This is a genomic window from Pseudomonas sp. FW305-3-2-15-C-LB1 (assembly GCF_058787615.1).
The window spans coordinates 1-22,724 of the sequence record NZ_JBYSZX010000024.1 but is presented as its reverse complement, the minus strand read 5'-3'; the positions used below and the strand labels follow the sequence as shown (position 1 = coordinate 22,724).

16 protein-coding genes are annotated in these 22,724 nt (G+C 61.6%); 11 read left to right on the top strand and 5 right to left on the bottom strand.

Translation table 11 applies throughout. From position 1 onward, the window contains the following. Window positions 1-286: 286 nt before the first annotated feature. From AC3WP7_RS28250 to AC3WP7_RS28240, 3 genes are read right to left on the bottom strand one after another with little or no spacing between them, the layout of a single operon-like run. On the bottom strand, window positions 287-1,108 hold the full coding sequence (locus AC3WP7_RS28250; RefSeq protein ID WP_071489255.1) for a M23 family metallopeptidase: 822 nt from the start codon (window positions 1,106-1,108) through the stop codon (window positions 287-289). 3 nt (window positions 1,109-1,111) lie between these two features. After that, a complete protein-coding gene (gene xseA / locus AC3WP7_RS28245) occupies window positions 1,112-2,491 on the bottom strand; it encodes an exodeoxyribonuclease VII large subunit (protein WP_102591898.1) in 1,380 nt (459 codons plus the stop codon). Window positions 2,492-2,501: 10 nt separating this feature from the next. Then, the gene (locus AC3WP7_RS28240) at window positions 2,502-3,392 is read right to left on the bottom strand and encodes a LysR family transcriptional regulator (RefSeq protein WP_102591897.1); all 891 of its coding nucleotides are present in this window, start codon (window positions 3,390-3,392) and stop codon (window positions 2,502-2,504) included. 99 nt (window positions 3,393-3,491) lie between these two features. Between AC3WP7_RS28240 and AC3WP7_RS28235 the strand changes: the two genes are divergently transcribed. The 4 genes from AC3WP7_RS28235 (at window position 3,492) to guaA (ending at window position 8,166) form a co-directional block, all read left to right on the top strand. After that, a complete protein-coding gene (locus AC3WP7_RS28235) occupies window positions 3,492-4,259 on the top strand; it encodes a sulfite exporter TauE/SafE family protein (RefSeq protein WP_093128414.1) in 768 nt (255 codons plus the stop codon). Window positions 4,260-4,385: 126 nt separating this feature from the next. Further along, window positions 4,386-4,934, top strand: coding sequence for a sugar ABC transporter ATPase (locus AC3WP7_RS28230; RefSeq protein WP_093128416.1), 549 nt, complete (start codon window positions 4,386-4,388; stop codon window positions 4,932-4,934). A 104-nt stretch (window positions 4,935-5,038) separates the two neighbouring features. Next, a complete protein-coding gene (guaB, locus tag AC3WP7_RS28225) occupies window positions 5,039-6,508 on the top strand; it encodes an IMP dehydrogenase (RefSeq protein ID WP_010207937.1) in 1,470 nt (489 codons plus the stop codon). Window positions 6,509-6,588: 80 nt separating this feature from the next. Further along, a complete protein-coding gene (gene guaA, locus AC3WP7_RS28220) occupies window positions 6,589-8,166 on the top strand; it encodes a glutamine-hydrolyzing GMP synthase (RefSeq protein ID WP_092249186.1) in 1,578 nt (525 codons plus the stop codon). 74 nt (window positions 8,167-8,240) lie between these two features. On the opposite strand, the gene treR is transcribed toward guaA, so the two are convergent. Continuing rightward, window positions 8,241-8,945 carry a trehalose operon repressor gene (gene treR, locus AC3WP7_RS28215; RefSeq protein WP_102591896.1) on the bottom strand — a complete coding sequence of 235 codons (705 nt, stop codon included), beginning with the start codon at window positions 8,943-8,945 and terminating at the stop codon, window positions 8,241-8,243. Between the two features lie 237 nt (window positions 8,946-9,182). Here treR and treP point away from each other — a divergent pair, with 237 nt between their 5' ends. From treP to AC3WP7_RS28190, 5 genes are all read left to right on the top strand, one after another. After that, window positions 9,183-10,625: a PTS system trehalose-specific EIIBC component gene (treP, locus tag AC3WP7_RS28210; protein WP_093125001.1), complete on the top strand. Its 1,443-nt coding sequence runs from the start codon at window positions 9,183-9,185 to the stop codon at window positions 10,623-10,625. Window positions 10,626-10,743: 118 nt separating this feature from the next. After that, on the top strand, window positions 10,744-12,390 hold the full coding sequence (gene treC, locus AC3WP7_RS28205; protein WP_092246707.1) for an alpha,alpha-phosphotrehalase: 1,647 nt from the start codon (window positions 10,744-10,746) through the stop codon (window positions 12,388-12,390). A 69-nt stretch (window positions 12,391-12,459) separates the two neighbouring features. Then, window positions 12,460-13,680 (top strand): maltoporin, encoded by a 1,221-nt coding sequence (locus AC3WP7_RS28200; RefSeq protein WP_093125005.1) that lies wholly within the window; start codon window positions 12,460-12,462, stop codon window positions 13,678-13,680. A 49-nt stretch (window positions 13,681-13,729) separates the two neighbouring features. Then, the gene (gene ptsP, locus AC3WP7_RS28195) at window positions 13,730-16,246 is read left to right on the top strand and encodes a phosphoenolpyruvate--protein phosphotransferase (protein ID WP_102591895.1); all 2,517 of its coding nucleotides are present in this window, start codon (window positions 13,730-13,732) and stop codon (window positions 16,244-16,246) included. Window positions 16,247-16,248: 2 nt separating this feature from the next. Continuing rightward, a complete protein-coding gene (locus tag AC3WP7_RS28190; RefSeq protein WP_071489269.1) occupies window positions 16,249-16,527 on the top strand; it encodes a PTS sugar transporter subunit IIB in 279 nt (92 codons plus the stop codon). A gap of 124 nt (window positions 16,528-16,651) precedes the next feature. Here the strand turns inward: AC3WP7_RS28190 and mltF are convergent, their stop codons facing one another. Continuing rightward, entirely contained in the window at window positions 16,652-18,112 is a 1,461-nt protein-coding gene (gene mltF, locus AC3WP7_RS28185; protein ID WP_071489270.1) for a membrane-bound lytic murein transglycosylase MltF, read from the bottom strand. Window positions 18,113-18,399: 287 nt separating this feature from the next. Here mltF and purL point away from each other — a divergent pair, with 287 nt between their 5' ends. After that, window positions 18,400-22,296 carry a phosphoribosylformylglycinamidine synthase gene (gene purL, locus AC3WP7_RS28180; RefSeq protein WP_102591894.1) on the top strand — a complete coding sequence of 1,299 codons (3,897 nt, stop codon included), beginning with the start codon at window positions 18,400-18,402 and terminating at the stop codon, window positions 22,294-22,296. 4 nt (window positions 22,297-22,300) lie between these two features. After that, window positions 22,301-22,612, top strand: coding sequence for a YqfO family protein (locus tag AC3WP7_RS28175; RefSeq protein ID WP_015885716.1), 312 nt, complete (start codon window positions 22,301-22,303; stop codon window positions 22,610-22,612). The last annotated feature ends 112 nt before the right edge of the window (window positions 22,613-22,724 follow it).

Sequence of the window (22,724 nt, the reverse complement as noted above, 5' to 3'; positions counted from 1 at the left end):
CTGCCGTAGAACTGTTTTTAGGGATAAAACGTAAAGACGAGGCAGATCGATTCAGCCTGGCAGTCGTGCGCTGACGAGGCACAGGCTGCGGTGCTGGCGGAGCTGAATGAGGGTGTGAGAGGTTTTCATAGGCTCAACCCTAACTGCCGGGGTGAAAGATGGCAAGCAGTCGCTAAAAATTGAGAGAACTTCTGTTATTGACCTGTGAAACGAGATTTATTGCCTGAAGATGGTCTGGCGGCTGGATTTAATTGCGCGCCCGTTGTCGAGCGCGCAATCGAGCCTTTCAGGGTTGGAACGCGCCGATAAAGATCGCCGGATCAACCCGCGCATCATTCAGGCTGACGTTCCAATGCATGTGCGGCCCGGTCGCCCGACCAGTCGAGCCGACCTTGCCCACCACTGCGCCGCGTGTGAGCTGATCGCCCACTTTCACGTCGATCTTCGACATGTGGCAGAACATGCTGATAAAGCCTTGGCCATGGTCGACGAACACGGTGTTGCCGTTGAAGAAGTAGTTGCCCACCAGAATCACTTTGCCATTGGCCGGCGTTTTGATCGGCGTACCGGCCGGCACGGCAAAGTCCAGGCCAGAATGGGGGTTGCGCTCTTCACCGTTGAAGAACCGCCGCACGCCAAACTTGCTCGACAGCGGCCCGTTCACCGGTTTGTCCAGCACCAGGTTGCTCGGCAGGTTAGGGCTGAAACTGCGGTAGGCCTTGAGCTGCACTGCCAATTCGCCTTCGATGCGCTTGAGCTGCGCAGGGTCAGGGTTTACCTGGCTTTTGTTTTTCAGGGTGATGCGCTGTTCCGGGTACTTTTTGTAGCCGACGATAAACGGCAGGTTGCGCCCGCCGCTGCTGATGCGCTCATTGCCCGGCTTGACCGTCAACGGAATACCGACAATCGCCAGCCAGGTGTCCGCTTCTTTCACCACCAATACAGGCTTGCCCTGGTACGTGGCTTTGGGCGCGGCAGCGGAAGGACCGAGTTCGACCACGGCAACCCCGCCAGGCACGGGCTTATTGAGGGTGCGGGAAATGTAGCTGTCGGCCTGCGCGTTAAAGGCAAGGCACAGCAGCATCAACACACTGAAGAGACGTGGCATCGATCAATCCAATAACGAAAGGGTGACGGGTGTCAGGTGGTTGTCTTCCACCCGCACCTGCAATTGGCCCTCACCGAGGCGCGCGGTCAGGCGCTGGCCGGTGTGGGTCTGCGCGGCATTGCGAATGGCCTGTCCGCGCTCGTCCAGCAGGATGCTGTAGCCACGGCCCAGGGTCGCCAACGGGCTGACCACATGCAGCGTCTGCATCTGGCTTTGCAGTTGCAGGCGCCGCGCCTTGAGGCCTTCGCGCATGGCGCGGGGCAGGCGTTCGGCGAGGCTGTCCAGGCGCTGGCGCAGCAGTGCCAGTTGGCGACCCGGGTGCTGGCCGGCAAGGCGCGTTTCCAGGCGGATCAGGCGTTCACGGCGGGTATTGAGGCTGCGCTCGAAGGCGCGGCGCAGGCGCATGTCCAGGTCGTCCAGGCGTTGGGCTTGCTGGCGCAGGCGTTCGCCGGGGTGACGCAGGCGCCGGGCCATGCCTTCCAGGCGCAGGCGGTCGTGGCTCAGGCGATTGCGCATCAGCAGCACCAGGCGGCGGTGCAGGTTTTCGACCTGGCGCACCAGGTGGCTGGCGTCTGGCGCGAGCAGTTCGGCTGCGGCGGAGGGCGTAGGAGCGCGCACGTCTGCCACGAAGTCGCTGATCGACACATCGGTCTCATGCCCGACGGCGCTGACGATCGGTGTGACGCAGGCGTCCACCGCACGGGCCACGGCTTCCTCGTTGAAGCACCAGAGGTCTTCCAGCGAGCCGCCGCCACGGGCCAGGATCAGCGCATCGAAGCCACGGGCATCCGCGAGTTTCAACGCGCGCACAATCTGCGGGATCGCTTCGCGGCCTTGCACGGCGGTGGGGATCAGGGTCAGTTCAATGTTGGGCGCACGGCGGCGGAACACACTGATGATGTCGCGGATCACCGCGCCGGTCGGCGAGCTGATAATGCCGATGCGTCGAGGATGCGCCGGCAGCGGCACCTTGCGTTCGGCACTGAACAGCCCTTCGGCGCTGAGCTTTTCCTTCAGCGCATCGAACGCCAGGCGCAACGCCCCATCACCGGCCGGCTCCACGGTATCGAGGATCAGTTGGTAGTCGCCCCGTCCCTCGAACAGCGAGACCTTGCCGCGCACTTTCACCGCCAGGCCATCCTTCAGCGCCTGGCGCACCCGCGCAGCGTTGTTGCGAAACAACGCGCAACGCACCTGGGCGCCGCTGTCCTTGAGGGTGAAATACACATGACCGGAAGCCGGGCGGGCGAGGTTGGAGATCTCGCCTTCGACCCAGATATTGGTGAACACGTCTTCCAGCAACACCCGCGCACGGCCGTTGAGCTGGCTGACAGTCAGGACTTCGCGGTCCAGGCCCAGACGGGCAAAAGGATCTTTAATCATGGGCGGCAGTTTATAGGCATTCGTGCAAGGTTTGGCAGAATTGCTCCACCAGCGCGCTCGGCGCCTGTGCGCAGGCCAACGCCACGGTGCTGAGGCAGTCCGGGTCGGCCAGGGGCAAAAAGTGCACGTTGGCGGGGGCGATGTCCTGCATGGATTTTGGTAACAAGGCAATACCGAAGCCGGCCTGGATCAGTTGCAGCTGGGTGGTCTTGCGCGACATCACTCGCGCGGCCTTGGGGAAAAATCCGGCACGCATGCACAACTCGGCTGACAGATAGCTCAAGCCGCCGCGCTGGGGATGGGGTATTGAAATAAACGCTTCGTCCTTCAATTGCCCTAGCTCGATGGGCGCCTGACTACGCGCTAACGCATGGTTGGGCGGTACGGCCAGCAACAGTTGCTCGTTATACAAAGGTATCACCCGAACCCCCTCGCGCTGACGCAGCACCGGCAAGCGCAGTACGCCTACCTCAAGGCGACCGTCGGCGATTTCTTCCAGCTGCGCTTCGGAGGACAGTTTGACGATATCCATCGACACCCCAGGGCAGCGTTCCAGCCAAGCGCTGATGCCCTGCAGCACAGGGCCGCTCATCGGCACAGTGCTCGAATGGCTCAGGCGCAGCGTGCCCAGTTCGCCATTGCCCACTTGGGTCGCCAGTTCGCTGGCCTTGAGTAGTTCACTCAGCAGGTTGCGGGCCCGCGGATAAAAGGCCTCACCTGCGGCCGTAAGGCGCGGTTGACGTGCGGTGCGCTCGAACAACGGGGTTTTCAGCTGGGTCTCCAGCTCCTTGATCTGTCGGCTCAAGGCTGACTGCGCCACAAACAGGCGCTCGGCGGCGGCACTGAAGCTGCCGCTGTCGGCGATTTCGACGAAGTACCGCAGTTGGCGGGTGGATATCACACGTCATGCCTTTTCGAGATAGGTAGAGGGTTTCGAAGATATTAGTCGCATCCCTCACCGATGGCTAAAGTGATGGCCATCTCTTGCAAGGAATACCCCATGAGCCCGGTTGAGCTGATGAGTCAGTGGTCGTTTGGCGGGATGGATTGGCTGGTGATCGGCCTGGGCATCGTCGTGGCCTATATCGTGTTCGGTATCGCGGGATTTGGCACCGCGTTGGTGGCGGGGCCGCTGCTGATCCTGTTCATGCCGTTGTCGAAGATCATCCCGCTGTTGGTGTTGCTGGATTTTGTCGCGGCGTTTGGCAACCTGCTGCAGTCGCGGCGCGATGTGAACAAGCCGGAGCTGCTGCGCTTGCTGCCGTGCATGGCGATTGGCTGCACACTTGGCGTGGTGTTTTTGCTCAACCTGCATTCGGACCTTTTGCTGTTGTTGATGGGCCTGTTTATCAGTGCCTATGCGATCTATAGCCTGGCGGTGAAGGCGCGGCCGACGCAGCTCGCTGCCAGGTGGTCAATACCCATGGGCACGGTGGGCGGATTGTTTGGTGCGTTGTTTGGCAGTGGCGGCTTTCTCTATGCGATCTATCTGAATAGCCGTCTCCCCAAAGACGCGGCGCGCGCCACCCAGAGTGCGTTGATCAGTTGCAGCACGGTGGTGCGCTTGAGCCTGTTCCTGATTGCCGGGGTGTACGCGGACCTGCCGCTGCTGATGTTGGCGCTTTGCCTGTTGCCGGCGATGGCCATGGGGCTGTGGTGTGGGCGCCGGTTGACGATGCGCATGTCGCGTGAGGCGTTTGTGCGGTTGGTGACGTGGTTGGTGCTGGCCAGCGGTATTGCATTGATCGGGCGGTATTTGAGTACTTGACCTGTTTTTTTCAGGGATTAAGCTGCCTGCCTTCACGGCCTCTTCGGGGGCAAGCCCTCACCCGCCCCAAAATGTGAGAGGGGGGCTTGCCCCCGATGACGCCAGACGCCACACCGCAGGACTCCCATGAACTCCCAAAGCATCCTTGTCCCGAAAATCTCCACCTTGCCCGTCCACGAACCCCGCGCCCGGGCGATCGTGCGCTGGCTGGTGCGCAAGAACATCATCAAGGAAGAGCTGACCACCTGTGGCCGCACCGGCAACCGCATGGGCTACGCCCTGGCCGATGGCGCCCGCGCCGTGGTGCTTTACCCGCAGGCACTGCCGTTCAACGAGCCGATCAATGGCCTGGAGATCATCTACAAGCGCTGCATCTACACGCCGGCCAAGGGCTTTCTCGAAGAAGCCGGTTGCCCGCAATGCCGCAAGGAAGTCGGCGAAGCGCTGTTCGAAAGCCTGGAAGACTGGATGCCCGGCCACACCGACAACTTCACCTGCCCGCTGTGTGGGTATGAAGACGACATCAACGGGTTCCTGTTCCTGCAGGAGTGCGGGTTTTCCAACCTGGGATTTATCTTCAACAACTGGGCGGAGGCAGGGTTCAAGCAAAGTTTTATCGACGAATTCGCCGATTGGCTGGACCAGAAGATGAGTTGGGTCAAAGTCGAGTTGTAACCCTTCTATCAGTATTCCCAAGTTTGTCAGAGTTTTACATTGAGCCCGACAGGGTGCATGTATATAATGGCGCGCTTCCATTTTCCCGCTCGGGAGCCCCCGCGATGCTGCGTATCAGCCAAGAAGCTCTGACATTCGACGACATTCTCCTAGTGCCCGGTTATTCCGAGGTGCTTCCTAACGAAGTCAGTCTCAAGACCCGCCTAACCCGTGGCATCGAGCTGAATATTCCCCTGGTTTCCGCTGCCATGGACACCGTCACCGAAGCCCGTCTGGCCATCGCCATGGCTCAGGAAGGCGGCATCGGCATCATCCACAAGAACATGACCATCGAGCAGCAGGCTGCCGAAGTGCGCAAGGTCAAGCGTTACGAAGCCGGCGTGGTGAAAGATCCGATCACCATCGAAGCCGACGCCACCGTGCGCGACCTGTTCGACCTGACCCGCCTGCACAACATCTCCGGCGTTCCGGTACTGCACGATGGCGACCTGGTCGGTATCGTCACTTCCCGTGACGTACGTTTCGAGAACCGTCTTGAAGTCACCGTCCGTGAAGTGATGACGCCCAAAGAGCGTCTGGTCACTGTCAAGGAAGGCGCCGACAAGAACGATGTGCGCGAGCTGCTGCACAAGCACCGCATCGAGCGCGTGCTGATCGTCGACGACAAATTCGCCCTCAAAGGCATGATGACCGTCAACGACATCGAAAAAGCCAAGGCTTACCCGCTGGCCAGCAAGGACGATCAAGGTCGTCTGCGCGTTGGTGCCGCCGTCGGTACCGGTAAAGATACCGGCGACCGTGTTTCGGCCCTGGTCGCTGCCGGCGTTGACGTGGTGGTGGTCGACACGGCCCACGGCCACTCCAAAGGCGTGATCGACCGCGTGCGTTGGGTCAAGCAGAACTTCCCTGAAGTACAGGTGATCGGCGGCAACATCGCCACCGGCGCAGCCGCCAAGGCCCTGGCCGAAGCGGGCGCCGATGCGGTCAAGGTCGGTATCGGCCCTGGCTCGATCTGCACCACCCGTATCGTCGCCGGTGTCGGCGTGCCGCAAATCAGCGCCATCGCCAACGTCGCCGCAGCCCTTGAAGGCACCGGCGTTCCGTTGATCGCCGACGGCGGCATCCGTTTCTCCGGTGACCTGTCCAAGGCCATCGTAGCCGGTGCTTCCTGCGTGATGATGGGCTCGATGTTCGCCGGTACCGAAGAAGCGCCAGGCGAGATCGAACTGTTCCAGGGTCGTTCCTACAAGGCTTACCGTGGCATGGGTTCGCTGGGCGCCATGTCCCAGGCGCAAGGTTCTTCCGACCGTTACTTCCAGGACTCCTCGGCAGGCGCCGAGAAGCTCGTCCCGGAAGGCATCGAGGGCCGTGTTCCTTACAAAGGCACCCTGAGCGCGATCATCCATCAACTGATGGGCGGCCTGCGTTCCTCGATGGGCTACACCGGCAGCGCCGACATCGAAGAAATGCGCACCAAGCCAGAGTTCGTACGGATCACCGGCGCCGGCATGGCTGAATCCCATGTCCACGACGTGCAGATCACCAAGGAAGCGCCAAACTACCGCGTAGGTTGAGGCTTCCAGCAAAATGTTAAGTAACCGGGGCTGTTCTTCAGCCCCGAGTTGTTTCTGATTCATTAGACGAGACTGACTTCATGGCCCTCGACATTCACGCCCACCGCATCCTGATCCTCGATTTCGGTTCCCAGTACACCCAGCTGATCGCCCGCCGCGTGCGCGAAATCGGCGTGTACTGCGAACTGCATCCGTTCGACATGGACGACGAAGCGATCCGCGAATTCGCACCGAAAGGCGTCATCCTCGCCGGTGGCCCCGAGTCCGTGCACGAAGCCAACAGCCCGCGTTGCCCGCAAGCGGTATTCGACCTGGGCGTACCGGTCTTCGGTATCTGCTACGGCATGCAGACCATGGCCGAGCAACTGGGCGGCAAGGTTGAAGGTTCCGAGCTGCGTGAATTCGGTTATGCCCGTGTCGACGTGGTCGGCAAGAGCCGCCTGCTGGACGGCATCGAAGACCACGTCGACGCCGACGGCCTGTTCGGCCTCGACGTATGGATGAGCCATGGTGACAAGGTCACCAAAATGCCGCAGGACTTTCACATCCTGGCCAGCACCCCGAGCTGCCCGATCGCCGGCATGTTCAGCGACGAGCGCCGCTACTACGGCGTGCAGTTCCACCCGGAAGTGACCCACACCAAGCAAGGCGGCCGCATCCTGTCGCGCTTCATCCTCGACATCTGCGAGTGTGAGGCCCTGTGGACGCCGTCCAAGATTGCTGAAGATGCCATCGCCCAGGTTCGCGCCCAGGTCGGCACCGATAACGTCTTGCTCGGCCTGTCCGGCGGTGTTGACTCCTCCGTGGTCGCAGCCCTGCTGCACAAAGCCATCGGCGACCAGCTGACTTGCGTATTCGTCGACAACGGCCTGCTGCGCCTGCACGAAGGCGAGCAGGTGATGGCCATGTTCGCCGAGAACATGGGCGTCAAGGTGATCCGCGCCAACGCCGAGGACCAGTTCCTCAACAACCTGGCCGGCGAGTCCGACCCGGAGAAGAAGCGCAAGATCATCGGTCGCACCTTCATCGACGTGTTCGATGCCCAGTCCAGCAAACTGGACAACATCAAGTACCTCGCCCAGGGCACCATCTACCCCGACGTGATCGAGTCGGCCGGCGCCAAGAGCGGCAAGGCCCACGTGATCAAGTCCCACCACAACGTGGGTGGCCTGCCGGAGGAAATGAACCTCAAGCTGGTCGAACCGCTGCGCGAACTGTTCAAGGACGAAGTCCGCCGCTTGGGCCTGGAACTGGGCCTGCCGTACGACATGGTCTACCGCCACCCATTCCCGGGCCCGGGCCTGGGCGTGCGGATCCTCGGTGAAGTGAAGAAGGAATACGCCGACCTGCTGCGTCGCGCCGACCACATCTTTATCGAAGAACTGCGCAAGGCCGACTGGTACCACAAAGTCAGCCAGGCGTTCGTGGTGTTCCAGCCGGTGAAATCGGTTGGCGTGGTCGGTGACGGCCGTCGTTACGCATGGGTCGTGGCCCTGCGTGCGGTGGAAACCATCGACTTCATGACCGCCCGTTGGGCGCACCTGCCATACGAACTGCTGGAGACCGTCAGTGGCCGTATTATCAATGAGATCGAAGGCATTTCGCGCGTGACGTATGACGTGTCGAGCAAGCCGCCGGCGACGATTGAGTGGGAGTGATCCTGCGGTAGCAGGTGAGCGTTGAATAACAAAACCCCGGTCATGTGCCGGGGTTTTGTGCTTTTGGTGTTTGTTTACCGCCGCGCAATATCCGAAAAATAAAACTTATCCAACGTATGCCGCGACTCGGTGTACTCGAACTGCCGCCCGTCCTGCAAAAACGTCTGGTTGCTCACCACGATCACATGGCTCTGACCCTCAAGGTCCAGGTGCGTCTGGTCGTCCTTGCCGCGCGGCAGGGCTTCGATGGTGCGTTGGGCGTAGGCGATTTGCAGCTGCAACGTCTGTTCGATAAACGCGTAGATCGACTGCTCGGCAATCGAGCGGTCCAGGCCGGGGATCACGTCGGCCACGAAGTGGTTGATGTCGAGGATCACCCGTTTGCCGCCGATGCGCCGTACCCGTTTGATGCGGGTGATCAGGGTGCCGGGTTCGGCTTCGATGTGTTGCAGCAGTGAGTCTTCCAGTGGGAACTGAGTGAATTCGACCACTTCGGTGCGTACGTCGTCGCCCAGGTCGGCATGGGTTTCGTGGAAGCTGACGATGCCGCCCAATTGGAACTCGATCGGGTTGGGCGACAACACGAACGTGCCCTTGCCGTGGATCTTTTGCGCAAACCCGCGCTCCTGCAACTGCTCGATGGCGCGACGCACGGTGCCTCGGCTGGCCTGGTAGCTGTCCATCAGTTCGGTTTCGGAGGGGAGGCGCGTGCCGCGTTGCAGGCGTTCAGTGGTGATGCTGGCAAGCAGATCCGTATAGATCTGGTTGTATTTGCTCATGGGGATGGCTCTTTGCCGGGGTTGCGGTCAAGGCAGGAACCTTAGTGGCAGAGAGGCGGTTTGTCCATTAGACCCTTGGTTCATGCGGCTTGCAGCGACGCGCTGTCCTACAAAAGATAAACAATATGTAACTCGTACAGACGAGTTGTTGCTTTAACTCGTACAGACGAGTACTTTTGCCCTCGGCGTGCTGCCAATGACTGCCCCCAATAAAAAAAACCAAAGTGGAACCCAAGCATGAGCCACGACTATTCCAATATCGCCCGCGAGATTCTCGAGAACCTCGGGGGCAGCGACAACCTTGAGCAAGCTGCCCACTGTGTGACCCGTCTGCGCCTGGCGCTCAAGGACCCGAGCCTGGTCAACAGCAGCGCGCTGAACCAGGTGGATCTGGTCAAGGGCTCGTTCTTTACCGGCGGTCTGTTCCAGGTGGTGATCGGCCCCGGCGAAGTGGAGAAGGTCTACGCCGCCCTGCGTGAACAGACCGGCCTCGCCGCCGCGACCATCGCCGACGTGAAGAAGAAGGGCGCCGACAAGACCAACGCCATGCAGCGCCTGGTGCGGGTGTTCTCCGATGTGTTCATGCCGATCCTGCCCGCGCTGATCATCGCCGGCCTGTTGATGGGCGTGAACAACCTGATGGGCGCCAAGGGCATGTTCATCGAGGGCAAGACGCTGCTGGAGGCTTATCCGGACCTGGATGGCCTGTGGAGCCTGATCAACCTGATGGCCAACACCTCGTTTGTGTTCCTGCCGGCCCTGGTGGGCTGGTCGGCGGCCAAGCGGTTTGGCGGCAGCGAAATCCTCGGCATCGTGCTCGGCCTGATGCTGGTGCACCCGGACCTGCTCAACGCCTGGAACTACGGCAAGGCGGTGGCTGGTCTCGACGGCCAGAGCCTGCCGTACTTCGATATCTTCGGTTGGTTCAAGATTGAAAAAGTCGGTTACCAGGGGCAGATCCTGCCGATCCTGATGGCGGCCTACGTGATGAGCGTCATCGAGAAATGGCTGCGGGCGCGGGTGCCCAACGCGATTCAACTGCTGGTCGTGCCGATCACCACCATCGTTGTGACCGGCGTGCTGGCCCTGGCCATCATCGGCCCGGTGACCCGTCACCTCGGCATCCTGATCACCGAAGGCGTGGTCACCCTGTTTGACCTGGCGCCGATGGTCGGCGGGGCGATTTTCGGCCTGCTGTATGCGCCGCTGGTGATCACCGGCATGCACCACATGTTCCTCGCCGTGGACCTGCAACTGATCTCCACCCAGGGCGGCACTTTCATCTGGCCGATGATCGTCATGTCCAACCTGGCCCAGGGCAGCGCCGCGCTCGCGGTGTTCTACACCACCCGTAATGCACGGGACAAAAGCATGGCCTCGACCTCGGCAATTTCCGCGTACTTCGGCATCACTGAACCTGCGATGTTTGGTGTGAACCTGCGCTTCAAGTTCCCGTTCTATGCAGCGCTGCTCGGCTCGGCGCTGGGCAGCATTTTCCTGTCGCTGAACAAGGTGCAGGCGTCGGCCATCGGCGTCGGTGGCTTGCCTGGATTCATTTCGATCATTCCGCAGTACATCCCCAGCTTTGTTATCGGGATGGTCATCGCGATCGTGGTGCCGTTTGTCCTGACCTGTGCGTTGAGCATGAAAATTGTTCGGCCTGGATATCGCGTCGCCTGAACCATCGCAATCGGGGGCAAGCCCCCTCCCACATTGAAACGCATTTCAAATGTGGGAGGAGGCTTGCCCCCGATGAGGCCCGAAAGGCCTGCACAGCAATCAACTGAAGGAACCCACCATGCAAGACTGGCAACACTCGGTGATCTACCAGATCTACCCCAAAAGCTTCCACAGTCACGCGGGTAACGCCACCGGTGACCTGCTGGGCATCGTGGACAAGCTCGACTACCTCAAATGGCTGGGCGTGGACTGCCTGTGGATCACCCCATTCCTGCGCTCGCCGCAACGCGACAACGGCTACGACATCAGCGACTACTACGCCATCGACCCCAGCTACGGGACCATGGCCGACTGCGACTTGCTGATCAGCGAAGCGGCCAAGCGCGGCATCAAGCTGATGCTCGACATCGTGGTCAACCACACCTCCATCGAGCACGAATGGTTCCAGCAGGCACGCAGCAGCCTGGACAATCCGTACCGCGACTTCTACATCTGGCGCGACCAGCCGAACAACTGGGAATCCAAGTTCGGCGGCTCGGCCTGGGAGTACGAGGCGCAAACCGGCCAGTACTTCCTGCACCTGTTCGACCACACCCAGGCCGACCTGAATTGGGACAATCCCAAGGTGCGCGCCGAGGTGTTCAAGCTGATGCGCTTCTGGCGCGACAAGGGCGTGGGCGGTTTCCGCCTGGATGTGATCAACCTGATCTCCAAGCCCGCCGATTTCCCCGAGGACACCAGCGACGGCCGCCGTTTCTACACCGACGGCCCGAACGTGCATGAATATCTGCAGGAAATGCACCGCGAAGTCTTCGAGGGACATGACCTGATCAATGTCGGCGAGATGTCGTCCACCAGCCTCGAGCACTGCATTCGCTACTCCAATCCCGCGTCGAAAGAACTGTCGATGACCTTCAACTTTCATCACCTGAAAGTCGATTACCCGAACCTGCAGAAGTGGGTGAAGGCTGACTTCGACTTCCTGCAGCTCAAGCAGATCTTCTCTGACTGGCAGTTGGGCATGCAGGCCGGTGGCGGCTGGAACGCGCTGTTCTGGTGTAACCACGACCAGCCGCGGGTGGTCTCGCGTTTCGGCAATGACGGTGAACATCGCGTGGTCTCGGCCAAGATGCTCGCCACCGCGCTGCACTTTCTCCAGGGCACGCCGTATGTGTACCAGGGCGAAGAACTGGGCATGACCAATCCGGGCTTTGACCGGATCGAACAGTACCGCGATGTGGAGACCCTGAACATCTTCCGACTCAAGCGTGATGCGGGGGAATCCGAGGCGTCGAGCATGGCGGCGATCATGCAGAAGTCCCGCGATAACGGCCGTACGCCGATGCAGTGGAATGCCGACAGGAATGCCGGTTTCAGCAGCGGAGAACCCTGGATCGGCATTCCGGCCAATGCCTCCATCATCAACGTCGAAAGCCAACGGGATGACCCCGAGTCCGTGCTGCATCACTACCGCGCATTGATTGCGTTGCGCCGTCATGAACCGCTGATCCAGGAAGGTATTTATCGCGAGCTGCTGCAAGGCCACTCGCAAGTCTGGGCGTACCTGCGCGAAGGCCATGGCGAACGCCTGCTGGTGCTGAACAACTTCTACGGCACGCCCTGCGAAATCCAACTGCCGGACAACGTGATCAACCAGGCGACTGAACAACGCCTGCTGATCAGTAACTACCCCCACTGCCCGGCGCGAACGGGCACGGTTGCATTACGCCCTTACGAATCGTTCGTGCTGCACCTCAAGGACTGAGACCCGCTGTAACCCCGTGTGGGAGCACGGGGCGCTGCAAAAAACATAATAAAAATATCGGAGTGCTTTATGAAAACAACAATAAAGCTGGGCCTCGTTGCGTCTTGTCTAAGCCTGCCTCTTGGCGTTCAAGCCTTGGAATTTGCGGGTTACGTGCGCAGTGGCGCGGGGACGTCGACGGGCAGTGGCCCACAGCAGTGTTTCCAATTACCCGGGGCGCAAACCAAATACCGTCTGGGCAACGAGTGCGAGCAGTACGCCGAACTGGAGTTGCGCCAGGACCTGCTCACCCTCGACGACGGCTCGGTGCTCAGCGTCGATGCCATGGCATCGCTCTACAACAAGTACGACCGCGCGCTGAAGTTCCAGGGCGAAAACAACGGCACCGCGCGCATGCCGCAGATGTATGCGCAGTGGTCCAACCTGCCAGCCCTTAATGGCGGTTCGCTGTGGGCCGGCCGGCGTTACTACAAACGTAACGACATCCATATCTCTGACTTCTACTACTGGAACCAGAGCGCCACGGGCGGTGGTATCGAGGACGTGCTGATCGGCGACCTCAAGTACAGCTATGCCATTTCCCGCAAGGACAACCTGTACCAGAAGGAATACGCCACCCGTCACGACTTCAACGTCGCGGGCTTCAAGACCAACCCTGGCGGCGAGCTGGAACTGGGCCTGAGCTACATCGAAAAAGCCGGCGGGCGCGACACCAACAGCGGTTGGGCGCTCACCGCGCAGCACGTGCAAAAACCTTTCCTGGGCGGCAAGAACAAGTTCGCCTTGCAGTACGGCGAAGGCCCCGGCACCGGCCTGGGTTACACCGGCAATACCTTGCTGGACAACAGCAGCAAAAGTTACCGCGCCGTGGAGTTTTTCGATTGGCAGGTGACCCCGCGTTTCGGTGGGCAGATCGAAGCGGTATACCAGAAGGATATTCGTCCGGGCAGCCAGGACCAGACCTGGATGTCCCTCGGTGTGCGTCCGGCGTACGCCATCAGCGAACAGTTCAAACTGGTCGCCGAGCTTGGGCATGATCAGGTCGAGGCTACGGGCGGGACGCGCAAACTGAGCAAATTCACCTTCGCTCCGACCTGGTCGCCCAAAGGCCCGGATTTCTGGGCGCGGCCGGAGGTGCGCTTGTACTACACCTATGCCACCTGGAACGAAGCGGCCAAACGTGCGGCGAATGAATTGGCGGCGGGGTCGGCGTTGTCCGATACCGGCTCGTATGGCACGGCGCGGCATGGGTCGAACGTTGGTGTGCAGGTTGAGTATTGGTGGAAGTGACCCTTCCTCCGCTCAATGATATCTACGGAACAAAACAACAGGTGAAGTCATGACCACAACTCAACCCCTGGAATTACTGGCGCCCTTGTCGGGTGTGCTGCTGGCGCTGGACAAGGTGCCCGACCCGGTCTTCTCCAGCCGCCTGATCGGCGATGGCCTGTGCATCGACCCCACGTCGCAGACCCTCTGCGCGCCATTGGCCGGGACGATCAGCAATATCCAGGACAGTGGTCATGCCGTCAGCATCACCGACGACAACGGCGTCCAGGTGCTCATGCACATTGGCCTGGACACCGTGAACCTGGCGGGCAAGGGCTTCACCCGGTTGGTGCAGGAAGGCCAGCGGGTGGAGGCCGGGCAGCCGTTGATCGAATTCGATGCCGACTACGTGGCGCTCCATGCGCGCAGTCTGCTGACCTTGATGCTGGTGGTCAGCGGCGAGCCGTTCAGTGTGTTGGCCACCGATGGTGTGGAGGTCGGCCAGCCGTTGCTGCAGTTATCCCCCGGTGAAGCCGTTGGCGCAGTGGACGAGGAGGAGGGCGATGCGCTGTTCTCCAAGCCGTTGACCTTACCCAATGCCAACGGTTTGCACGCCCGGCCGGCGGCGGTGTTCGCCCAGGCGGCGAAGGGGTTCAAGGCGAGCATCTACCTGCACAAGCAAATCCAGAGCGCCAACGCCAAGTCGCTGGTGGCAATCATGGCGTTGCAAACGGTACAGGGCGACAGCTTGCAGGTGAGCGCAGCAGGGCAAGATGCCGAAGAGGCGATCAAGGCGCTGGTGGCCTTGTTGGCTGAAGGTTGTGGCGAGGTAATTGCGAGCGTTGCCGAGCCCGTCGAAATTCAGTCGTCGGCGACCGTGCTGCGGGGTGTGTGTGCATCGCCGGGTTCGGCGTTTGGCCAGGTCGTTCAAGTGACTGAGCCTGAACTGACCATCATTGAGCAAGGCACGGGGGAAGCCACCGAACGTGCTGCCTTGGCGCGTGGCCTGCTGGCTGCCACTGAGGCATTGCAGGCGTTACGGGACAAGGCTGCCGGCAGTGCCCAGGCCGAGATTTTCCGCGCTCACCAGGAATTGCTTGAAGACCCGACCTTGCTGGAACAAGCCCACCGTTTGTTGGCGGAGGGCAAGAGCGCCGCGTTTGCCTGGAACAGTGCGACGCTCGCGACCGTCAAGCTATTCCAGGGGCTGGGCAACGCGCTGATCGCCGAGCGCGCGGCTGACCTGGCCGACGTCGGCCAGCGTGTGCTGAAACTGATCCTGGGCATTCAGGACAACGCCTGGGACTTGCCGGAGCGCGCGATCCTGATCGCCGAGCAATTGACCCCTTCGCAGACGGCCAGCCTGGATACCCGCAAAGTGCTGGGGTTCGTCACCGTTGGCGGCGGCGCGACCAGCCATGCCGCCATCCTTGCCCGCGCCCTCGGCCTACCGGCCATTTGCGGTGTTCCAACCGAGGTACTGGGGCTGGCCAATGGCAAACAGGTGTTGCTCGACGCCGACAAGGGCGAGTTGCACCTGGAGCCGGACCTGGCCGAAATCGAGCGACTGGACATTGCGCGCAAGCAACAGGCGCTCCGCCATCAGCGCGATGTGGCACAGGCGTCTTTGTCCGCCACCACCCGCGATGGCCATCACGTCGAAGTCACCGCCAACGTGGCCTCGTTGCAGGAGGTGGAGCAATCCCTGACCCTGGGTGGCGAAGGTGTCGGCCTTCTGCGCTCGGAATTCCTCTACCTGGATCGCAACCGTGCGCCAGGCCCCGATGAACAAGCGGCCACCTACACCGCCATCGCCCGTGCCCTGGGCACCGAGCGCAACCTGGTGGTGCGCACCCTGGACGTCGGCGGCGACAAGCCGTTGGCCTATGTGCCGATGGACGCCGAAACCAACCCGTTCCTCGGCCTGCGCGGTATCCGCCTGTGCCTGGAGCGTCCTGAGCTGCTGCGCGAACAATTCCGTGCGATCCTCGCCAGCGCAGGCTTTGCGCGGCTGCACATCATGTTGCCGATGGTCAGCCTGCTGTCGGAGCTGCACCTGGCCCGCAGGATGCTTGAAGAGGAAGCACTGGCGCTGGGGCTTACCGAGCTGCCGAAGCTGGGCATCATGATAGAAGTGCCGTCCGCCGCGCTGATGGCGGATGTGTTCGCGCCCCATGTGGACTTTTTCTCCATCGGCACCAACGACCTGACCCAATACACCCTGGCCATGGACCGCGACCACCCGCGCCTGGCCAACCAGGCCGATAGTTTCCACCCGGCGGTGCTGCGCCTGATCGCCACCACGGTCAAGGCCGCCCATGCCCATGGCAAGTGGGTGGGGGTGTGCGGTGCGCTGGCTTCCGAAGCGCTGGCCGTGCCGGTGCTGATCGGGCTGGGCGTGGACGAGTTGTCGGTCAGCGTGCCGTTGATCCCCACCATCAAGGCCACCGTGCGCGAACTGGACCTGGCCGACTGCCAGATCATCGCCCGTCAGGTACTGGGCCTGGAAGAAGCCGCCCAGGTGCGTGAGGCCTTGCGCCAATATCACGCAGCCACCGTTGAAACCTCACCTGTCATGGAGCTTTGAGCATGTTCGAGAAATTACAGCGGGCGTTCTGGAAAGCCCTGACGCCGGATTTGATTGCCGAGACCGTAGCAACACCGACGCAGAGTCTATTGCCGGCCGAAGTAATCAGCGCGTTGGGTGGCGCGGACAACCTCAAAACGCAGCAGCGTGTGGCGCTGACGCGGGTGCGGGTGCAGTTGCAGGATGCGGGGCGGTTGGATGAGGTGGCTTTGAAGGCGGCCGGTGTCGCAGGGGTGATGGTGTTAACAGGCGGCGTAGTCCATCTGCTCACCGGTCTCTAATCCAAATAGAAATCAAAATGTGGGAGGGGGCTTGCCCCCGATTGCAATGTATCTGTCAGCTTATTTGTAGCTGACACACCGCTATCGGGGTGCAAGCCCCCTCCCACTGGGTTTTGCTGTGTTCTTACAACTGTGGGTTGTCTTCCGGCGGCTTGGTCTTGTCGATACCCGGCACATGCAAGTTGCCTTCGACCACCTGGTTGCCCTCCAACTGCGGCTGGGTCACCCAGGTGAGGATGTCGTAGTAACGCCGGATGTTTGCCACAAAGTGCACCGGCTCACCGCCTCGCGCATAGCCGTAGCGGGTCTTGCTGTACCACTGCTTCTGCGACAGGCGCGGCAGCATCTTTTTCACATCCAGCCACTTGTTCGGGTTCAGGCCTTCGCGCTTGGCCAGCGTGCGCGCATCCTCCAGGTGGCCGGTGCCAACGTTGTAGGCGGCGAGGGCGAACCAGGTGCGATCCGGTTCGGCGATGCTGTCGTCCAGTTCATCCTTGATCTTGGCCAGGTATTTGGCGCCGCCCATGATGCTTTGCTTGGGATCCAGGCGGTTGGACACGCCCATGGCCTGGGCGGTGTTCTGGGTCAGCATCATCAGGCCACGCACGCCGGTCTTGGAGGTGACGGCCGGCTGCCACAGCGATTCCTGATAGCCGATGGCGGCCAGCAGGCGCCAATCGACCTTTTCTTCCTTGGCATAGGCGCGGAAGTGTTTCTCGTACTTGGGTAAACGCTGCTGCAGATGCTGGGCGAAGGTGTAGGCACCCACATAGCCGAGCACGTCGACGTGCCCGTAGTAGCGGTCTTTCAGACGCTGCAACGTGCCGTTCTTCTCGACTTTATCCAGGTAACTGTTGATCTCGTTGAGCAGGCTGTTGTCATCACCGGCAGCGACAGCCCAGCTCTGGTTGCTGGCGTCGCCCAGGTCGAACGCCACGCGTACGTTGGGGAAGTACACCTGGTTCATCGCCACTTCGTTGGAGTCCACCAGGGTCAGATCGATTTGCCCCTCGTCCACCATGCGCAGCAGGTCGACTACCTCAACGGCGTCGGATTCTTCGTATTCAATTGCAGGATTCTGCTTCTTCAGCGCCGCCAATTGTTCGGCGTGGGTGCTGCCCTTGAGCACCATGATCTTCTTGCCCACCAGGTCCGCCGCGTTCGTCGGGCGGGACTGGCCATTGCGGTAGATGATCTGCGGAGTGACTTCCAGGTAAGGGTGGGAGAAACGTACCTGCGCCTTGCGCTGTTCGCTGCTGACCAGGCCGGCGGCGGCGAGGACCGGGCCGTTGGGTTTGCCCAACTGGCCGAACAGGTCGTCGAGGTTGTCGGCGGTCTCGATCTCCAGCTTCACGCCCAGGTCGTCGGCGAAGCGCTTGACCAGTTCGTACTCGAAACCGGTTTCACCGTTGCGGTCCTGGAAATAAGTCGCCGGGCTGTTCCGGGTGATCACCCGCAAGACGCCATCCTCCTTGATTCGCTCGAGCGTGCTGGGTTTATCAACACAGGCGCTGAGCATCAGGAAGAGTCCGGTGGCGATGAGCCATTTGGCGCATCGCGGTCGCAAAGCCGTTGGGGAGAACATCTGCGCAGTATACGCAAACGGCCCACGGCGCCATATCTCGACAGCGTGGGCGTTGTCTGCTAGCGCCGGCAAAACTGTGCTGCAACCCGCAGAAACGCGGCTTGGCGAGGGATTGTGACGGTTAAAATAACTGCGCCGAATGCCCCTCATGACCCGGCGAAAGGGGTGCAATCCGGCCAACTGACGTTCGGCGGCAGCCACCGGTAGCGTTTCGGGTGCCGTTGGCGGCGGTTTACGCTAGAATGCACGGCCTCAAAGCACACCCCCTTCCCGAGGCTGTCCCGAAGATGTTGATCCTGCGCGGCGCTCCTGCCCTTTCTGCCTTTCGCCACAGCAAGCTCCTTGAGCAACTGAGCCAGAAGGTTCCAGCTGTTACAGGCCTGTACGCTGAATTTGCTCACTTCGCCGACGTTACCGGCGTGTTGAACGCCGACGAACAGCAAGTGCTCGCACGCCTTCTGAAGTACGGCCCAAGCGTTCCGGTCCAAGAGCCTGATGGCCGCTTGTTCCTGGTGCTGCCACGGTTCGGCACCATCTCGCCCTGGTCGAGCAAGGCCAGCGATATCGCCCGTAACTGCGGCCTGGAGAAAATCCAGCGTCTGGAGCGTGGTATCGCTTTCTACGTCGCGGGCCAGTTCAGCGATGCCGAGGCCGAGCTGATCGCCAGCAGCCTGCACGACCGCATGACCCAGATCATCGTCAGCCAGCTGGAACAGGCTGCCGGCCTGTTCAGCCATGCCGAGCCCAAGCCGCTGACCGCGATTGACGTGCTCGGCGGTGGCCGCGCCGCCCTCGAGAAGGCCAACACCGAGCTGGGCCTGGCCCTGGCCGAAGACGAGATCGACTACCTGGTCAACGCCTTCAACGGCTTGAAGCGCAACCCGCACGACATCGAACTGATGATGTTCGCCCAGGCCAACTCCGAGCACTGCCGTCACAAGATCTTCAACGCCAGCTGGGACATCGACGGCGAAAGCCAGGAAAAAAGCCTGTTCGGCATGATCAAGAACACCTACGTGATGCACAGCGAAGGGGTTCTTTCTGCTTATAAGGACAACGCCTCGGTGATCGTCGGCTCCGTCGCCGGCCGTTTCTTCCCGGACCCTGAGACCCGCCAGTACGGCGCGGTCCAGGAGCCGGTGCACATCCTGATGAAGGTCGAGACCCACAACCACCCGACCGCGATTGCCCCGTTCCCGGGCGCAGCCACCGGTTCCGGCGGCGAAATTCGCGACGAAGGTGCTACCGGTCGCGGCGCCAAGCCCAAGGCGGGCCTCACCGGTTTCACCGTGTCCAACCTGCAGATCCCGGGTTTCGAACAGCCGTGGGAAGTGCCGTACGGCAAGCCTGAGCGCATCGTCACCGCGCTGGACATCATGATCGAAGGCCCGCTGGGCGGCGCTGCGTTCAACAACGAATTCGGGCGTCCGGCGCTGACCGGTTACTTCCGGACCTTCGAACAATCCATCACCACCCCGCGTGGCGATGAAGTGCGCGGCTACCACAAGCCGATCATGTTGGCCGGCGGCATGGGCAACATCCGTGAAGAACACGTCAAGAAAGGCGAGATCCTGGTCGGCTCCAAGCTGATCGTGCTCGGCGGCCCGGCGATGCTGATCGGCCTCGGCGGCGGCGCGGCGTCCTCCATGGCCACCGGCACCAGCTCGGCAGACCTGGACTTCGCTTCGGTACAGCGCGAAAACCCGGAGATGGAACGCCGCTGCCAGGAAGTCATCGACCGTTGCTGGCAGTTGGGTGACAAGAACCCGATCAGCTTCATCCACGACGTCGGCGCGGGCGGTTTGTCCAATGCCTTCCCGGAACTGGTCAACGATGGCGACCGGGGTGGCCGCTTCGAACTGCGCAACATTCCAAACGACGAGCCGGGCATGGCCCCGCACGAAATCTGGAGCAACGAATCCCAGGAACGCTACGTACTGGCGGTTGGCACAGAAGACTTCGCGCGCTTCCAGGCCATCTGCGAACGCGAGCGCTGCCCGTTTGCCGTGGTCGGCGAAGCCACTGCCGAACCGCAGCTTACCGTCACCGACAGCCACTTCGGCAACAGCCCGGTGGACATGCCGCTTGAAGTGCTGCTGGGCAAAGCCCCGCGCATGCACCGTTCGGCGGTACGTGAAGCCGAGCTGGGCGATGACTTCGACCCAAGCCAACTTGAACTGGCCGACAGCATCGAACGCGTGCTGCACCACCCGGCCGTGGCGAGCAAGAGCTTCCTGATCACCATCGGCGACCGCACCATCACCGGCCTTGTGGCACGTGACCAGATGGTCGGCCCGTGGCAAGTGCCGGTGGCTGACGTTGCCGTCACCGCCACCAGCTTCGACGTCTACACCGGTGAAGCCATGGCCATGGGCGAACGTACGCCGCTGGCCCTGCTGGATGCGCCGGCGTCAGGCCGCATGGCAATCGGTGAAACCCTCACCAACATCGCGGCGTCGCGCATCGGCAAGCTGTCCGACATCAAGCTGTCGGCCAACTGGATGTCCGCTGCCGGCCACCCGGGTGAAGATGCGCGCCTGTACGACACCGTCAAGGCGGTCGGCATGGAACTGTGCCCTGAGCTGGGCATCACCATTCCGGTGGGCAAGGACTCCATGTCCATGGCCACCCGTTGGAACGAAGACGGCGTCGACAAGACAGTCACCTCGCCGCTGTCGCTGATCGTCACCGGTTTTGCACCGGTTACCGACATCCGCCAGACCCTGACCCCGCAACTGCGCATGGACAAGGGCACCACCGACCTGATCCTGATCGACCTGGGCCGTGGCCAGAACCGCATGGGCGCGTCGATCCTGGCGCAGACCCATGGCAAGCTCGGCAAGCAGGCTCCGGACGTCGATGACGCCGAAGACCTCAAAGCCTTTTTTGCCGTGATCCAGGGCCTCAACGCCGACGGTCACCTGCTGGCTTACCACGACCGTTCCGATGGTGGCTTGCTGACCAGCGTTGTCGAGATGGCCTTCGCCGGTCACTGCGGCCTGAATATCGTGCTCGACAGCGTTGCCGAGGATGCGTCCGAGATCAACGGCATCCTGTTCAACGAAGAGCTGGGCGCAGTGATCCAGGTTCGCCAGGACGCGACCCCGGACGTACTCGCCCAATTCAGCGCCGCTGGCCTGGACGACTGCGTGGCGGTGATCGGCCAGCCGATCAACAACGGCGAGATCAACATCTCGTTCAATGGCGACACGGTGTTTGCCGGCCAGCGCCGCTTGCTGCAACGCCAGTGGGCCGAGACCAGCTACCAGATCCAACGCCTGCGTGACAACGCCGACTGCGCCGAGCAGGAATTCGACGTGATCCTGGAAGAAGACAACCCGGGCCTGAGCACCAAGCTCAGCTTCGACGTCAACCAGGACATCGCCGCGCCTTACATCAAGAAAGGCATTCGTCCACAAGTTGCCGTACTGCGTGAGCAGGGCGTCAACGGCCAGGTGGAAATGGCGGCGGCGTTCGATCGCGCTGGCTTCAATGCGATCGACGTGCACATGAGCGACATCCTCGCCGGTCGCGTTGACCTCAACGAGTTCAAGGGCCTGGTGGCCTGCGGCGGTTTCTCCTACGGCGACGTGCTGGGTGCCGGTGAAGGCTGGGCCAAGTCGGCCCTGTTCAACAGCCGTGCGCGCGATGCGTTCCAGGGCTTCTTCGAGCGCAACGACAGCTTTACCCTGGGTGTGTGCAACGGTTGCCAGATGATGTCCAACCTCAGCGAACTGATCCCGGGCAGCGAGTTCTGGCCGCACTTTGTGCGCAACCGTTCCGAGCAGTTCGAAGCCCGTGTTGCCATGGTGCAGGTGCAGGAGTCCAACTCGATCTTCCTGCAAGGCATGGCCGGTTCGCGCATGCCGATCGCCATTGCCCACGGTGAAGGCCATGCCGAGTTCGCCAGTGAAGAAGCCTTGCTTGAAGCTGACCTGTCCGGCACCGTCGCCCTGCGTTTCGTCGACAACCACGGCAAGGTCACCGAGACTTACCCGGCCAACCCGAACGGCTCGCCGCGCGGGATCACCGGCCTTACCAGCCGCGACGGTCGCGTGACCATCATGATGCCGCACCCGGAGCGTGTATTCCGCGCCGTGCAGAACTCGTGGCGTCCGGAAGAGTGGAACGAAGACGGCGCCTGGATGCGCATGTTCCGCAACGCCCGCGTGTGGGTGAACTAAGGCCGTGTACAAGCTCAGCTTCTTCGTGCCCGACAGCCACGTGGAGACGGTGAAAACCGCTGTCTTCGCAGCGGGTGGCGGGCGCATCGGCAACTACGACAGCTGCGCCTGGCAAGTGCTGGGCCAGGGCCAATTCCGCGCGTTGGACGGCAGTCAGCCGTTTATCGGGCAGGTGGGCCAGGTTGAAGTGGTTGAAGAGTGGAAGGTTGAGCTGGTGGTGGCGGATGAGTTGATTGTGGCGGTTGTGGCTGCGTTGAAACTCAGTCACCCCTACGAGACACCGGCGTATGAGGTGTGGCAGTTGGCGGATTTTTGATTCGCACGCTGCAAAAACAAGAAACCCGCTGGGCCGGGACTGTCAGATTTTTTGTGTGCGGGCCGGTAACGGCCTGCCGTCAGGCAGGCCCTAATTCTCACCAGGTTGGCCT

Bases quoted from the DNA above. Each gene is read 5' to 3' on its own strand.
- AC3WP7_RS28230 (WP_093128416.1), top strand. From the start codon at position 4,386: ATGAACTCCCAAAGCATCCTTGTCCCGAAAATCTCCACCTTGCCCGTC.
- mltF (WP_071489270.1), bottom strand. From the start codon at position 18,112: ATGTTCTCCCCAACGGCTTTGCGACCGCGATGCGCCAAATGGCTCATC.
- ptsP (WP_102591895.1), top strand. From the start codon at position 13,730: ATGACCACAACTCAACCCCTGGAATTACTGGCGCCCTTGTCGGGTGTG.
- AC3WP7_RS28190 (WP_071489269.1), top strand. From the start codon at position 16,249: ATGTTCGAGAAATTACAGCGGGCGTTCTGGAAAGCCCTGACGCCGGAT.
- AC3WP7_RS28200 (WP_093125005.1), top strand. From the start codon at position 12,460: ATGAAAACAACAATAAAGCTGGGCCTCGTTGCGTCTTGTCTAAGCCTG.
- AC3WP7_RS28250 (WP_071489255.1), bottom strand. From the start codon at position 1,108: ATGCCACGTCTCTTCAGTGTGTTGATGCTGCTGTGCCTTGCCTTTAAC.
- treC (WP_092246707.1), top strand. From the start codon at position 10,744: ATGCAAGACTGGCAACACTCGGTGATCTACCAGATCTACCCCAAAAGC.
- treP (WP_093125001.1), top strand. From the start codon at position 9,183: ATGAGCCACGACTATTCCAATATCGCCCGCGAGATTCTCGAGAACCTC.
- AC3WP7_RS28235 (WP_093128414.1), top strand. From the start codon at position 3,492: ATGAGCCCGGTTGAGCTGATGAGTCAGTGGTCGTTTGGCGGGATGGAT.
- guaB (WP_010207937.1), top strand. From the start codon at position 5,039: ATGCTGCGTATCAGCCAAGAAGCTCTGACATTCGACGACATTCTCCTA.
- xseA (WP_102591898.1), bottom strand. From the start codon at position 2,491: ATGATTAAAGATCCTTTTGCCCGTCTGGGCCTGGACCGCGAAGTCCTG.
- treR (WP_102591896.1), bottom strand. From the start codon at position 8,945: ATGAGCAAATACAACCAGATCTATACGGATCTGCTTGCCAGCATCACC.
- guaA (WP_092249186.1), top strand. From the start codon at position 6,589: ATGGCCCTCGACATTCACGCCCACCGCATCCTGATCCTCGATTTCGGT.
- purL (WP_102591894.1), top strand. From the start codon at position 18,400: ATGTTGATCCTGCGCGGCGCTCCTGCCCTTTCTGCCTTTCGCCACAGC.